Origin of the sequence: Arthrobacter sp. ATA002 (genome assembly GCF_026898095.1) — a bacterium.
Taxonomy (GTDB): Bacteria; Actinomycetota; Actinomycetes; order Actinomycetales; family Micrococcaceae; genus Arthrobacter_B.
Window position 1 is genome coordinate 3,488,797 of the sequence record NZ_CP114015.1, and the last position, 14,419, is coordinate 3,503,215.

Sequence of the window (14,419 nt, forward strand, 5' to 3'; positions counted from 1 at the left end):
GGATGGGTGTCAAGAGTCGATTTTGCAGACCCTTGAACTTCCGCGGGATAGCACGCAGAATGATCAAAGAATCGAGGGTACATCCAAAGAATCGGGGTACTGCGGTAACAAAATAGTTTCGAAATTTAGAACGAGGATGAACCCCATGACCACCGACACCCCGACCTCCCACGCAGCCGCCGGATCAAGTCGAATGACCATTTCGGCAATCGCCGCATCAATCGGCGTCTCGGTGCCGTCTGTATCGAAGGTCCTCAACGGACGTTCGGACGTAGCTCCGGCCACGCGGCGCAAAATTGAGAAAGCCCTCCAAGAGCACAATTATCAACGAAATGCCCGGCAGGCCGGGAGCAGCGCCGCCCGGCTCATCGAGCTGGTGTTCCATGAGCTGGACTCCGCCTGGTCCATCGAAATTATCCGCGGGGTGGAACAGGCCGCGAGGCGCAACGGCATGGGCGTCGTCCTCTCCGACCTCGGAGGCAGTCACAGCCCTGACCAGCGCTGGATGCGGGAGGTAATCGGCCGCCGGCCCCACGGCATCATCCTGGTCCAGTCCACCCTCACCCCCGACCAGAAACGGCAGCTGGAGACCCGCTCCATCCCCTACGTTGTGCTGGACACCAACGGTGAAACGAATCTGGGAGCGCCGGCGGTAGGATCCAACAACTGGCACGGCGGGCTTTCGGCGACCCGGCACCTGCTCGCCCTGGGCCACCGCAGGATCGCTGTGGTGTCCGGACCCGAGGACGTGCTGTGCTCCCGCGCCCGTGTGGACGGGTACCGGGCCGCCCACGCGGAAGCAGGCATTTCCCCCATGGAGGATTCAGTCCGCTGGGGCAACTTCACCGTCGTCGGCGGATATGAGCACGGCCGTGAGCTGCTGGCCCGTCCCGAGCGTCCCACTGCAATCTTCGCCGGCTCCGATATGCAGGCCCTTGGTGTGCTGCGGGCCGCCCGCGAGCAGGGCATCGAGGTGCCCGCTCAGCTGTCGGTTGTGGGCTACGACGACCTTCCCCTCGCGGAGTGGGTGGGCCCGTCCCTGACCACGGTCAACCAGCCGCTGCTGGAGATGGCCGATGCCGCGGCCAGCATGGTCCTCGGCATTGCCCGTGGCACGGATCCGAAACCCCGCAGCATCGAGCTGGCGACGGAGCTGGTGGTTCGTGAGAGCACCGGTCCTGTTCCGGAACAGCCCATCCGGTGAACGCTTCCAGCCAGCCCTCCTTCACCGGCACCACGGGGAGCCCTGATGGCTCAGTTTGACCTGCCCGTTGATCAGCTTCACGGCTACCGTTCCACGGAGAAGGAACCAGCAGACTTTAACGCCCGCTGGGACGCCACCCTCAGCGCTGCCCGGCGCCACCCGACCCTCATTTCGGTGGACGAGGCCGACAACGGTCTTGCCGGAGTCGACTGCTGGGACGTGCGTTTTGCCGGCTTCGACGGAGATCCGGTAGCTGCCTGGTTCTCGCGCCCGGCCGGTGTGCCGGCATCGGTGTTGCTGCCCGTGGTCGTGGAGTACCTCGGTTACGGGCGTGGACGTGGTTTGCCCCATGAACGGCTCCTGTGGGTAGCCGCCGGCTATGCCCACCTTCTGGTCGACAGCCGCGGACAGGGCGGCCTGTACGGATCCGGCGGCGATACCCCTGATACCGGTCCGATGTCTCCGTCCGCACCGGGTGTGGTGACCCGCGGGGTCCTAGACCACGAACAGCACTACTACCGACGCCTGATCACCGACGCCGCACGCGCCGTCGATGCGGCACGTGCCCTGCCCGGAACGGCTCCTTCGACTGTCATCGTGGCCGGCAACAGCCAGGGCGGGCTGTTATCGCTCGCCGCCGCCGGGCTCGTGCCGGATGTGGCCGCATGCCTCACAAGCGCACCCTTCCTGTGTCATCCGGAGCGGGCCCTGCGGATCACCGAGGCCGCACCATGGAACGAATTGGTGCAGTATCTGTCCGTCTACCGCGATGCTGAGGCAGCAGTGATGCGTACGCTGTCCTACGTCGACGGAGTGGCCTTTGCCCGCCGAGCCCTGGCTCCGGCCCATTTCGCGACCGGCCTGCGTGACAGCGTCTGTCCGCCGTCAACCATCTTCGCGGCCTTCAACGCTTACGGCGAAAACTCCGGACGCGATGTTCCGCATCGGATGGAGGTTTATCCGTTCAACCACCACGAGGGCGGCGACGCAGTAAACACCCGCCGGCAGCTCGACTGGCTCGACACTCTGGGGCTCCCGGTTCCGCAGCCGTCCCTGCAGCGGCTAAACGGCTAAGCGGCCAAAGGGCTAAGCGGCTAGACCCGGCGGTAACAAGCCTCCCAACAGCACATGCCTGCCGGGTTAGACAAGTAAGGCCCCGCAACCATGCGGGGCCTTACTCTCTCAACCAGAACTTGTCCGGCGGTGACCTACTCTCCCACACCCTCCCGGATGCAGTACCATCGGCGCTGTGGGTCTTAGCTTCCGGGTTCGGAATGGGACCGGGCGTTTCCCCCACGCTATGACCGCCGTAACCCTTCCACCCACACCACCCCGGCAAACAAACCCCGGGGGCGAGGGGAAAACAATGGTCACAACAGAACACACAAGCACGTGTTCGTAATGATATTCATATTCTACGGCATAAACCATCCTGTAACAGATGACTTAGTACCGGTTCACGGGTGACAAACCACACGGGTTTGTTATCCGGGAACCACATAGTGGACGCAAGCAGCACATGATCTCCCATGATCCTTCTCTGGCCGGAACGTTTGAAGTCGTTTCCCGCCCAGATCATGGTGTGGTGTAAGTTATCGGCCTATTAGTACCGGTCAGCTTCACGGGTCTTTAGTCCCCGCTTCCACATCCGGCCTATCAACCCAGTGGTCTGGCTGGGGGCCTCTCACACACAAGGTGTATGGAAATCTCATCTCGAAGCGGGCTTCCCGCTTAGATGCTTTCAGCGGTTATCCCATCCGAACGTAGCTAATCAGCGGTGCACTTGGCAGTACAACTGACACACCAGAGGTTCGTCCGTCCCGGTCCTCTCGTACTAAGGACAGCCCTTCTCAAATTTCCTGCGCGCGCAGCGGATAGGGACCGAACTGTCTCACGACGTTCTAAACCCAGCTCGCGTACCGCTTTAATGGGCGAACAGCCCAACCCTTGGGACCTACTCCAGCCCCAGGATGCGACGAGCCGACATCGAGGTGCCAAACCATGCCGTCGATATGGACTCTTGGGCAAGATCAGCCTGTTATCCCCGAGGTACCTTTTATCCGTTGAGCGACGGCCATTCCACAATGTACCGCCGGATCACTAGTCCCGACTTTCGTCCCTGCTCGAGATGTCTCTCTACACAGTCAAGCTCCCTTGTGCACTTACACTCGCCACCTGATTGCCAACCAGGCTGAGGGAACCTTTGGGCGCCTCCGTTACTCTTTAGGAGGCAACCGCCCCAGTTAAACTACCCATCAGGCACTGTCCCTGACCCGGATTACGGGCCGAAGTTAGATATCCAGTATGACCAGAGTGGTATTTCAACGATGACTCCGCCCGAACTGGCGTCCGGGCCTCACAGTTCTCCCCACCTATCCTACACAAGCCGCAGCGAATATCACCACCAAACTATAGTAAATGTCTCGGGGTCTTTCCGTCCTGCTGCGCGTAACGAGCATCTTTACTCGTACTGCAATTTCGCCGAGTTTATGGTTGAGACAGCGGGGAAGTCGTTACTCCATTCGTGCAGGTCGGAACTTACCCGACAAGGAATTTGCGCTACCTTAGGATGGTTATAGTTACCACCGCCGTTTACTGGGGCTTAAATTCCCAGCTTCGCCCACGAGGGCTAACCGGTCCTCTTAACCTTCCAGCACCGGGCAGGAGTCAGTCCGTATACATCGTCTTGCGACTTCGCACGGACCTGTGTTTTTAGTAAACAGTCGCTTCCCCCTGGTCTCTGCGGCCCCGATCCCCTCCGGACAGCAATGTGTCCATCAAGGTTGGGGCCCCCCTTCTCCCGAAGTTACGGGGGCATTTTGCCGAGTTCCTTAACCATAATTCTCTCGATCGCCTTAGTATTCTCTACCTGATCACCTGTGTCGGTTTGGGGTACGGGCGGCTAAAACCTCGCGCCGATGCTTTTCTAGGCAGCATAGGATCACCGGATTCCCCCTGAGGGGTCCCGTCAGATCTCAGGATCGTCATCAAAGACACAGCAACGGATTTACCTATCGCTGACCCTACATCCTTAGACCAGGACAACCATCGCCCGGCCCGGCTACCTTCCTGCGTCACACCTGTTAATACGCTTACCTCCCGGGATCAGGTCCCGCGCTCCACCAAAAACCATGTCGCCACAAGGGCTAACGGTCAGGTATCGGGCGGTTAGTGTCCCCCGTTCAGTATGGGCGGTTCTTCGCCGGTACGGGAATATCAACCCGTTGTCCATCGACTACGCCTGTCGGCCTCGCCTTAGGTCCCGACTTACCCAGGGCAGATTAGCTTGACCCTGGAACCCTTGATCATTCGGCGGACGGGTTTCTCACCCGTCTTTCGCTACTCATGCCTGCATTCTCACTCGTGTAGGCTCCACCGCTGGTTTACACCGCGACTTCACTGCCCACACGACGCTCCCCTACCCATCCAAACGCTTGAACGAAAATGGATAAAACCATCCGCTTGGCTATCATTTGAATGCCACAACTTCGGCGGTGTACTTGAGCCCCGCTACATTGTCGGCGCGGAATCACTTGACCAGTGAGCTATTACGCACTCTTCAAGGATGGCTGCTTCTAAGCCAACCTCCTGGTTGTCTGAGCAACTCCACATCCTTTCCCACTTAGCACACGCTTAGGGGCCTTAGTTGGTGGTCTGGGCTGTTTCCCTCTCGACTATGAAGCTTATCCCCCACAGTCTCACTGCTGCGCTCTGACTTACCGGCATTCGGAGTTTGGCTGACGTCAGTAACCTTGTAGGGCCCATTAGCCATCCAGTAGCTCTACCTCCGGTAAGAAACACGCAACGCTGCACCTAAATGCATTTCGGGAGAACCAGCTATCACGGAGTTTGATTGGCCTTTCACCCCTACCCACAGCTCATCCCCTCCATTTTCAACTGAAGTGGGTTCGGTCCTCCACGCGCTCTTACACGCGCTTCAACCTGGCCATGGGTAGATCACTCCGCTTCGGGTCTAGATCACGCCACTGCAACGCCCTGTTCAGACTCGCTTTCGCTACGGCTTCCCCCACGGGTTAACCCTCGCGACGTAACACTAACTCGCAGGCTCATTCTTCAAAAGGCACGCTGTCACAACCACAACACCCACAAGTGGACACTGCCCTGCTCCAACGGATTGTAGGCACACGGTTTCAGGTACTGTTTCACTCCCTCCCGGGGTACTTTTCACCTTTTCCCTCACGGTACTTGTCCGCTATCGGTCATCAGGGAGTATTTAGGCTTACCAGGTGGTCCTGGCAGATTCGCACGGGATTTCTCGGGCCCCGTGCTACTTGGGATCCTCTCCAAGCGGCAGCATACATTCCGGTTACGGGGCTAACACCCTCTACGGCCCGGCTTTCAAACCGGTTCACCTATGCACCTGCACTCACTTCACCAATCCGGCAGAACTGGTACGGAAAGTCCCGCAACCCCAGTGATGCAACGCCCGCCGGCTATCACACACCACTGGTTTAGCCTCTTCCGCGTTCGCTCGCCACTACTAACGGAATCACTGTTGTTTTCTCTTCCTGTGGGTACTGAGATGTTTCACTTCCCCACGTTCCCTCCACGCACCCTATGTGTTCAGATGCGGGTCACCCGGTCACTCGCGCGCCGGGCGGGGTTTCCCCATTCGGACATCCTGGGATCACCGCTCGGTTATCAACTCCCCCAGGCTTATCGCAGATTCCTACGTCCTTCTTCGGCTCCTGATGCCAAGGCATCCACCGTGTGCCCTTAAAAAACTTGACCACAAAGATCAATAAATATTATCGCTATCGAGAAAACCATGATCTCACCAGGCACCACCCCAAAGGATGACCCCTGGATCCACCAGGTTTATCTGAAATTGCACTTAATAATTTTAAGATGCTCGCGTCCACTATGTAGTTCTCAAACAACAACCCCGTCACACCCGCCACCACCACGGATACACCGTGGACAGTCTTGGACCTGCGCAGGAACAACCGGAAACAACACGAAAACCCGTGTCCCCTCCAACCAAACATGCAGTTGTCAGTTCTTCGGTCCTGTTATTTCAGGACCCAACAGTGTGCCAAACGGTAAAACCCGGTACTTGAAGACACCGGCAGCGCTTTCCAGTTCCCGGAAGGGAACGTACTCATGCTGCCGGGCCCAACGCCGGGCACCTGCTCATTGATATTCCACCCTTGAGCACCCACCGGAAAACGAATGTTTCCGACATGGGCATCTCCTGCAAAGCACACATCCAACACTGTGGAAGGATCCGGGCTTTGAGGTGCTCCTTAGAAAGGAGGTGATCCAGCCGCACCTTCCGGTACGGCTACCTTGTTACGACTTAGTCCCAATCGCCGGTCCCACCTTCGACGGCTCCCTCCCCGCAAGGGGGTTAGGCCACCGGCTTCGGGTGTTACCAACTTTCGTGACTTGACGGGCGGTGTGTACAAGGCCCGGGAACGTATTCACCGCAGCGTTGCTGATCTGCGATTACTAGCGACTCCAACTTCATGAGGTCGAGTTGCAGACCTCAATCCGAACTGAGACCGGCTTTTGGGATTAGCTCCACCTCACAGTATCGCAACCCTTTGTACCGGCCATTGTAGCATGCGTGAAGCCCAAGACATAAGGGGCATGATGATTTGACGTCGTCCCCACCTTCCTCCGAGTTGACCCCGGCAGTCTCCTATGAGTCCCCGGCATAACCCGCTGGCAACATAGAACGAGGGTTGCGCTCGTTGCGGGACTTAACCCAACATCTCACGACACGAGCTGACGACAACCATGCACCACCTGTAAACCGGCCACAAGTGGGGGACCTGTTTCCAGGTCTTTCCGGTTCATGTCAAGCCTTGGTAAGGTTCTTCGCGTTGCATCGAATTAATCCGCATGCTCCGCCGCTTGTGCGGGCCCCCGTCAATTCCTTTGAGTTTTAGCCTTGCGGCCGTACTCCCCAGGCGGGGCACTTAATGCGTTAGCTGCGGCGCGGAAAACGTGGAATGTCCCCCACACCTAGTGCCCAACGTTTACGGCATGGACTACCAGGGTATCTAATCCTGTTCGCTCCCCATGCTTTCGCTCCTCAGCGTCAGTTACAGCCCAGAGACCTGCCTTCGCCATCGGTGTTCCTCCTGATATCTGCGCATTTCACCGCTACACCAGGAATTCCAGTCTCCCCTACTGCACTCTAGTCTGCCCGTACCCACTGCAGACCCGGGGTTGAGCCCCGGGCTTTCACAGCAGACGCGACAAACCGCCTACGAGCTCTTTACGCCCAATAATTCCGGATAACGCTTGCGCCCTACGTATTACCGCGGCTGCTGGCACGTAGTTAGCCGGCGCTTCTTCTGCAGGTACCGTCACTTTCGCTTCTTCCCTGCTGAAAGAGGTTTACAACCCGAAGGCCTTCGTCCCTCACGCGGCGTCGCTGCATCAGGCTTTCGCCCATTGTGCAATATTCCCCACTGCTGCCTCCCGTAGGAGTCTGGGCCGTGTCTCAGTCCCAGTGTGGCCGGTCACCCTCTCAGGCCGGCTACCCGTCGTCGCCTTGGTGGGCCATTACCCCAACCAACAAGCTGATAGGCCGCGAGTCCATCCAAAACCGCATCAAGCTTTCCACTCCCATGACATGCGTCAGGAAGTCGTATCCGGTATTAGACCCGGTTTCCCAGGCTTATCCCGAAGTTAAGGGCAGGTTACTCACGTGTTACTCACCCGTTCGCCACTAATCATTTTGTGCAAGCACAAAAGTCATCGTTCGACTTGCATGTGTTAAGCACGCCGCCAGCGTTCATCCTGAGCCAGGATCAAACTCTCCGTAAATGTGTTACAGACACAGGGCCGGAGCCAAGGAAAATTGGCTGCACAGTCCTGCACTAAATTCGAAACCAGCTAAAAAAGCTGCTCCCAGCCCACGGGGTGGGCGGAAACAGCCAGTTCAACCAATCAAAATAATTGGTATCAATAAACTTGGCACACTATTGAGTTCTCAAACAACAGATGCATGCGAAATACTCGGAGAAACCAATCCGCGAAACGGACCGTGTATTTTCTTTTCTCTTCGCTGCAGTGTTTCTTTATTCTATTTCATCCGGACCGTTTTTGGCAATTCGGGATAATTCCCGAAGACTGCTTTCATTTGACCGGACGAACCCGCGCAAAAGCCCCGGCTTTCCGCTCCGCTGCCCGTGGGCGCAGGATGGATCACCAGGATATTTTTGGTGGGGTTGGCCGCCATGCTCAGGATGTTTTCCAACTCCCGGCCGCGGCGACTTAGAAGACTCTACACGGGCTGGACGGGCACCGCAAATCGGCCCCCTGAGTCCTTGCGCGGACCCCGCAGCCCGCACTGCCGCCTGACGTCGCAGCCGCCCTGGCGGGGTGCTGCAAGAGCACGGCAACACCGCCGCCGTCGGAACCCGACGGCCACACCGCCGCCGTCGGAACCCGACGGCCACCAGAGCCGGCGGTGCCGCGCTTTGGCCTGCAGCACCGGCAATGATTAGCCTCTACCCCCGCTGGCTGGGCAATACACCGAAGGCTACCTCTGCTGCGTCGGCAATAAGGGCATCGTCATACTTGGCGTCGGGCTCACCGCGTTTGGAGAGGACCGCGATAACTATCGGTGCACCGCCGTCAGCAGGGAAGGCAACCGCCACATCGTTGCGGGTGCCGTAGGCTCCCGCTCCTGTCTTGTCACCAATTTCCCAGCCGGCAGGAGCTCCGGAACGGATCAGGGCATCTCCGGTCGTGTTGCCCTTGAGCATCCCAATCAACACTTCTTCATCTTGGGCATTCAACGCACCGCCAAGCGCATATTCGAAGAGAGAGGTGGCCAACGCACGGGGCGTGCTGGTGTCGCGGTCGTCACCCGGAGCAACCTCGTTGAGCCCAGGCTCAATCCGGTCCACGTTCGTCGTCTCGTCGCCGATCCCCCGCAGGGATTCCTCGAGTCCGGCCGGCCCGCCAAGGTACTCAACAAGAAGATTGCCGGCCGTGTTGTCGCTGAAGCGCACCGCAGCATCGGCCACCTCGCCCAGGGTCACCGTACTGCCCACGTGTTCCTCCATCACCGGCGCATAGGCAACGATATCCTCCGGACCAACGGCGATCGGATCGTTCAATTGGTCGTCAGTGGCTGCGTCGAGCACAGCAGCAGCAGAAAGGGCCTTGATCGTCGAGGTGTAACCGAAACGCTCATTCGCCCGATATTCGACCGTATGCCCGGATCCGGTATCGATCGCATACACACCAAGCGTTGCGGCGTGGCGTTCCTCAAGCGATGTGAACGTCTCTGCAGCAGGGCTGCCGGACACCGAAACAGAAACTGCCGGGTCTGACCGCGCTTCGTCAGCGGTTCCGGCACAGGCAGCGAGTGCCAGCAACAAGGAAGCGGCGCCGAGGGCAGCGGCGGAACGGGAAGAAGGGGTGGTCATATTTACTCCTAGGGATCGTGAAGGACTACGTTCCCAACACCGGCTGCCCAGCCGGCAAGCCAGATTCGATATGGGCCATATTGGATCTGCATGGCTTGCGAATTTGCCCCCCGCGCTAACCTGTTTCACGTGGATATCGTTCTTGCATGGCGTGTGGTCGCGGCCGTAAATGACTACGGCAGCATCACCGCCGCAGCGGACGTTCTGGGGATGGCGCAGCCAATCGCAAGCCGCCGCGTGTCCATGCTGGAGGAATCCTTAGGCGTCCGTGTAATGGAGCGCGGTGGCCGCGGTTCCCAGCTAACCGTGGTGGGACGGATGCTCCTGCCAGAGGCCCAACGGCTTATCGCTGCCGCATCAGCCATCGAGTCAACTGCTCGCCGGGCGCTCCCGCGCCCGTTCAGAATCGGTATTCCCCGGTCGTGGAGCGACCCCGTCTGCGCACGGATACTGGTCGAATACGGATCGGGTCTTCCTGCTGCCGACTTGCGCCCGGACAGTCCTTCCGCCCGGCGCAGCGCTCTGGGAGAGGGGTGGCTCGACGCCGCCATTCTCCCTGCGCCGCCCGATGAGGCGACCTGGACGGTGCCGCTGGGTGTCGCACGCGGTGAGGGGCCGGCAGCACCTCTGCACATCGACCAGCTGCGGTCCCGGCGCGGCAGGCGACTCAAAGTTTGGGTGAGTGAGGAGGACGACGTCGCACATGTCCGAGGAAGCCTCGAACAACGGATGCACGCGAACGGATTGGCTGCGGACCAGCTGGCCGTCATCGCGGACCGGCCGCTCACCTTGTCCGAGGTCCTCCGGTTTGGCGACTATATGCTCTGCACCCCCGGCGAGGCACTGGACTTAGGCTTGATATGGCGGCCCTGGGCCGCCATCGAATTCAGGAGGGGGAGCCCGCATGCATTATGCCAAACAGCCGCACCCCGCAGCGCTTGCAGCCATGCTGAACAGCGGTATGGCCATGGCGTTCCTGGAACACCAGAGCGCAACGTGTCAGTGACACGGTACTCATCTTCACGCGACGCGGTGGACTGTGCGCGTGAAGAACTTGCTGCTGCCGGCCTGAGCGCTGCGCTGCTTGTCAGGGATCTCGCCACGGGCGAGGAGATCTCCCTCGACGCAGACCGGCGCTTCCCCGCGGCCTCCCTCGTCAAACTACCGCTCGCTGCAATGGTGCTCGAGAAGATTTACGACGGCACGATCGATCCCGCAACGACCATGGATATCCCTCCCCAAGCTGCATCCAGTCCTGGCCCCACAGGGTCCACCCGGTTTCGGCATGAAGCGCGTATTGCTGTGGAAGACCTCGTGACCCTAGCCGTTTCGCTCAGCGACAGCGCGGCCGCCGATGCACTTTTCACGCTTGTAACCCCCTCCCGGGTGAACGGTTGGCTGGCACGGGCGGACCTGTCGGAGATCCGCGTCCGGCACCGGCTCTCGGACCTTCACACCACCTTCATGGAAGCACTGGGCCCAAGCCATGAGCGCCTGGCGCACACTCTGGCTCACCGTGGCGGTGAAGCCGAAGGCAGCCATCCAATACCGCAGCTCGACCATTCCCTGGCGAATATGGGCACGGCCCGGGCCTTCGCGGATCTGCTCACCGAGGTATGGCGGCCCTCCTGGATGGCGGAGGCTGCCGGCAAAAGGCTCCGCGAGGTCCTTCATGCGAATGTCCACCGCCAACGCCTGTCCCCGGAGCTGGCCTCCGACGCCGCACTGTGGGCGTCGAAGACCGGCACCCTGCTCAATCTCCGCCATGAAGTTGGGGTCCTCGAAGATGCGGACGGACATGATTATGTGATCTGCGCACTGAGTGAATCACGTATTCCGGCCACAACCCAGCCTGCGGCCGACGCCGCTCTGGGCTCTGCGGCCAGGCTGCTCCGGGACGCGCTGCGATAGTTTTGAAACAGCTGGAGGGCGCGCTAACGGCTAGTTGCCGCCTTCGGCCAGTGTCACGTCAATCGGTGCGTAGTCCGCGCCCTTGGTGTCCACGCCCTCCTCTTCCAGCTCTGCCAGCGCCTTCTCCACGTACTCGTTGGTGTAGGCGGTCTCCGGCGGTTCGGTGGTGAGGATGGTTGTGCCTGTTTCGTTCTTCGTGCCCAGGGCGATCTCCACGGTGCGGTTCCAGGCCTCCCCGTCGATGATGCCGACGCCGTTGGTGGAGGGAAAATGAGCTTGTTGGTTTCGTTGGTCATCCACAGCTGGTGGCTCTGCCCGAGGGTGGACCCGGATTCGGTCACGATCGTGGCTGCTTCCTCCGGATTGTCCTTCGCGTAGATCCAACCCTTGACGGCGGCTTTGATGAAGGCCGTGGTGGTTTCCTGATAGTCGGCGTCGTCGGCCAGCCGTGACGCATCGGCCCAGATGGCGTCCTGCAGCATGGCGGAGCCTTCCTCGTTCCAGTCGATGACGGTCAGGTCCTCAGGCTGGAACAGCTCTCCAGTTTCCGGGTTGACGGTCTCCAGGACCTGGGCGTACTCGTTGTACGTCATGGCCTGGGCTGCGTCGATGTCCCCGGAGAGGAACCCGTTCATGTCAAAGGCCTGCTGGATCAGTTCGATGTCCCCGGCGTCCACCCCGGCGTCCTGCAGGCCCGCGAACAGCTCCCATTCATTGCCGTACCCCCATGAGCCCACCTTCTTACCGGCCAGGTCTTCCGGCCCGTCGATGCCGGAATCGGCCATCGCGACCTGCAGGGTGGCACTGCGTTCGAAGATCTGCGCCACATTGGTGATGTTGGCTCCCTGTTCAATGGAGCCCAGGACCTTGGGCACCCAGGAGATGGCGTAGTCCACATCGCCGGAGGCGAGCACGTCCTGCGGCACGATGTCCGCCCCGCCTTCGACAATTTCCACGTCCAGCCCTTCGTCTTCAAAGAAGCCCTGGTCCAGGGCTGCGTAGTACCCGGCGAACTGCGCCTGGGAGAACCACTGCAGCTGCAGCTTCACCGGCGTCAGCCCCTCGGCGGCCTCTCCCCCGCCGGCGTCGCTGTCCGCTGCACAGCCGGCCAGTACCAGTGCTGCCGCGGCTCCGGCCGCCGCAGCCGCGCGGATGCGTTTTCCATTTCCACTTGCCATTTCGTTGCCTCCCAATAGGTGTGAGCAATAGCGTCGAGCAGAACCGCCCGGACGGGACGGACGTGAAAGCCGGCAGTTAGTGCCGGGAGCTGTGTTTCTCCAGTGCGGCGGTGGCGCAAAAGAACAGAAGGCCGACGACGACGGCGCCCAGGACGTAGGCCCACGCCAGGGTGTAGTTGCTGGCGGAGGCTGCGGAGGTGATGGATTTGCCCAGTCCGCCCACCGGGCCGCCGAAGTACTCGGCGATCAGGGCGGAGATGACGGCCAGAGAGGAGGCGATGCGTAGTCCGGTGAACATATAGGGAACGGCGCTGGGAAGGGTGACGGTGCGGGCGACCTGCCAGCGGCCCGCCGCGTAGGAACGCATCAGGTCCCGGTGCACTGGCAGCACCTGCCGGAAACCGCGCAGCGAGTTCAGGTAGACAGGAACAAAGACGGCGATACCCGCGACGATTTGCCGCGGAGCTTCCTCCCCGGCGCCGAACATGGTGTACAGCACGGGGGCCACGGCCACGATCGGCACCACGGAGAGTGCGGCCACCAGAGGTCCCGCCAGTCGGTCGAAGACCGGTGCAAAGGCAGCCACGACGGCGGCCGCCACACCCAGGATTGCGCCGGCCACGAGCCCGGCCGCTGCGTTGGCTCCGGTCACCAGGGCGGCCGAAACGATATTGCCTCCGTTTTCAACGAAGGCTGCGGCGATGGCGAACGGCCCGGGAAGCACGAATGCCGGGACACTGAGCAGGCTCACCGCGCCCTGCCACAGGAGCACGGCCGCGGCGCCCAACAGCAGCGGCAGCAGTGCCTGCCGGCCGCCGTCGACGGCCCGCCCCAGCAGCGCCGGTGAGGTGGCCGCCGCTGCCGCACGCGCCGTCGTACGCGTGGACGGCTCCAGCGCGGTCACCGTGTCTCCACTCCCCGAAGGGCCGGCGCGTCGGCGCCGTGCAGGGATTCACGGACGGCGGTGATGGCAGCGTAAAACGCCGTGTCTTCGCGCAGGTTCTCGCCGCGCTCCCCGGCCGCTCCGAGCCGCATGGACAGCACCGCCTTGATTCGGCCCGGCCGCGCCGACATGACAAACACGCGGTCGGAGAGGAACACGGCTTCCGGAATGGAGTGGGTAACAAAAACGACGGCGGCGCCCGTTTCCGCGCAAATCCGCACCAGTTCGTTCTGCATCCGTTCGCGGGTCATTTCGTCGAGGGCGCCGAACGGCTCATCCATGAGCAGCAGCCGCGGGCTTTCGGCCAGGGACCGGGCGATGGCAACACGCTGCTGCATGCCGCCGGACAGCTGATCCGGAAAGGACTCCGCGAATTCGGTGAGCCCGATCATGGCAAGGAGTTCGTCGGCACGGTCCCGGCGGGCCTTCGCTGCGGTGCCGTGCAGTTGAAGCGGCAGTTCGATGTTGGCGCGGACCGTCCGCCACGGCAGCAATCCCGCCTGCTGGAACGCGATGCCGTAGGCCTGTTCCTTCCGTGCCTGCCGGGCGGTCCGGCCGAAAACGCTGATCGTTCCGCTGCTCGGTTCGTCAAGATCGGCGATCAGCCGCAGCAGGGTGCTCTTACCGCAGCCGGAGGGTCCGATCAGTGACACAAATTCCCCGGGAGCCACTGTCATGCTGGCCGCCTCCAGGGCAGTGACGGTGCCGCGGCCGGTGGAAAACCCGGTGGACATCCCGGACTTCCACCGCCGGTATCGGCACCGCCGGG

At 61.0% G+C, this 14,419-nt stretch carries 7 protein-coding genes, 3 rRNA genes and 1 pseudogene; 4 read left to right on the forward strand and 7 right to left on the reverse strand.

The window, feature by feature from the left end:
* Positions 1-145 precede the first annotated feature (145 nt).
* Positions 146-1,204: a LacI family DNA-binding transcriptional regulator gene (locus OL239_RS17215; RefSeq protein WP_268909928.1), complete on the forward strand. Its 1,059-nt coding sequence runs from the start codon at positions 146-148 to the stop codon at positions 1,202-1,204.
* Between the two features lie 45 nt (positions 1,205-1,249).
* On the forward strand, positions 1,250-2,278 hold the full coding sequence (locus tag OL239_RS17220; protein WP_268909929.1) for an acetylxylan esterase: 1,029 nt from the start codon (positions 1,250-1,252) through the stop codon (positions 2,276-2,278).
* 121 nt (positions 2,279-2,399) lie between these two features.
* Here OL239_RS17220 and rrf read toward each other — a convergent pair.
* The 4 genes from rrf to bla all read right to left on the reverse strand — a co-directional run bounded on the left by rrf (position 2,400) and on the right by bla (position 9,618).
* Positions 2,400-2,516, reverse strand: a 5S ribosomal RNA gene (gene rrf, locus OL239_RS17225).
* Between the two features lie 270 nt (positions 2,517-2,786).
* A 23S ribosomal RNA gene (locus OL239_RS17230) occupies positions 2,787-5,956 on the reverse strand.
* A gap of 519 nt (positions 5,957-6,475) precedes the next feature.
* A 16S ribosomal RNA gene (locus tag OL239_RS17235) occupies positions 6,476-8,005 on the reverse strand.
* Together the 16S, 23S and 5S rRNA genes form the textbook arrangement of a ribosomal RNA operon.
* Before the next feature lie 686 nt (positions 8,006-8,691).
* Positions 8,692-9,618, reverse strand: a complete 927-nt coding sequence (bla, locus tag OL239_RS17240) for a class A beta-lactamase (RefSeq protein ID WP_268909930.1) — start codon at positions 9,616-9,618, stop codon at positions 8,692-8,694.
* 90 nt (positions 9,619-9,708) lie between these two features.
* Here bla and OL239_RS20335 point away from each other — a divergent pair.
* Together OL239_RS20335 and OL239_RS17245 are read left to right on the forward strand one after the other, a co-directional pair.
* Positions 9,709-9,924, forward strand: a pseudogene (locus OL239_RS20335) (helix-turn-helix domain-containing protein); the annotation flags it as partial.
* A 690-nt stretch (positions 9,925-10,614) separates the two neighbouring features.
* A complete protein-coding gene (locus OL239_RS17245) occupies positions 10,615-11,529 on the forward strand; it encodes a serine hydrolase (RefSeq protein WP_268909931.1) in 915 nt (304 codons plus the stop codon).
* 53 nt (positions 11,530-11,582) lie between these two features.
* Here OL239_RS17245 and OL239_RS17250 read toward each other — a convergent pair whose 3' ends face one another.
* From OL239_RS17250 to OL239_RS17260, 3 genes are all read right to left on the reverse strand, one after another.
* Positions 11,583-12,707, reverse strand: coding sequence for an ABC transporter substrate-binding protein (locus tag OL239_RS17250; RefSeq protein WP_329609276.1), 1,125 nt, complete (start codon positions 12,705-12,707; stop codon positions 11,583-11,585).
* 76 nt (positions 12,708-12,783) lie between these two features.
* On the reverse strand, positions 12,784-13,611 hold the full coding sequence (locus OL239_RS17255) for an ABC transporter permease (RefSeq protein ID WP_268909932.1): 828 nt from the start codon (positions 13,609-13,611) through the stop codon (positions 12,784-12,786).
* A complete protein-coding gene (locus OL239_RS17260) occupies positions 13,608-14,384 on the reverse strand; it encodes an ABC transporter ATP-binding protein (RefSeq protein WP_268909933.1) in 777 nt (258 codons plus the stop codon). The genes OL239_RS17255 and OL239_RS17260 overlap by 4 nt, the downstream gene beginning before the upstream one ends.
* Positions 14,385-14,419 lie beyond the last annotated feature (35 nt).

Bases quoted from the DNA above. Each gene is read 5' to 3' on its own strand.
- OL239_RS17250 (WP_329609276.1), bottom strand. From the start codon at position 12,707: ATGGCAAGTGGAAATGGAAAACGCATCCGCGCGGCTGCGGCGGCCGGA.
- bla (WP_268909930.1), bottom strand. From the start codon at position 9,618: ATGACCACCCCTTCTTCCCGTTCCGCCGCTGCCCTCGGCGCCGCTTCC.
- OL239_RS17260 (WP_268909933.1), bottom strand. From the start codon at position 14,384: ATGTCCACCGGGTTTTCCACCGGCCGCGGCACCGTCACTGCCCTGGAG.
- OL239_RS17215 (WP_268909928.1), top strand. From the start codon at position 146: ATGACCACCGACACCCCGACCTCCCACGCAGCCGCCGGATCAAGTCGA.
- OL239_RS17220 (WP_268909929.1), top strand. From the start codon at position 1,250: ATGGCTCAGTTTGACCTGCCCGTTGATCAGCTTCACGGCTACCGTTCC.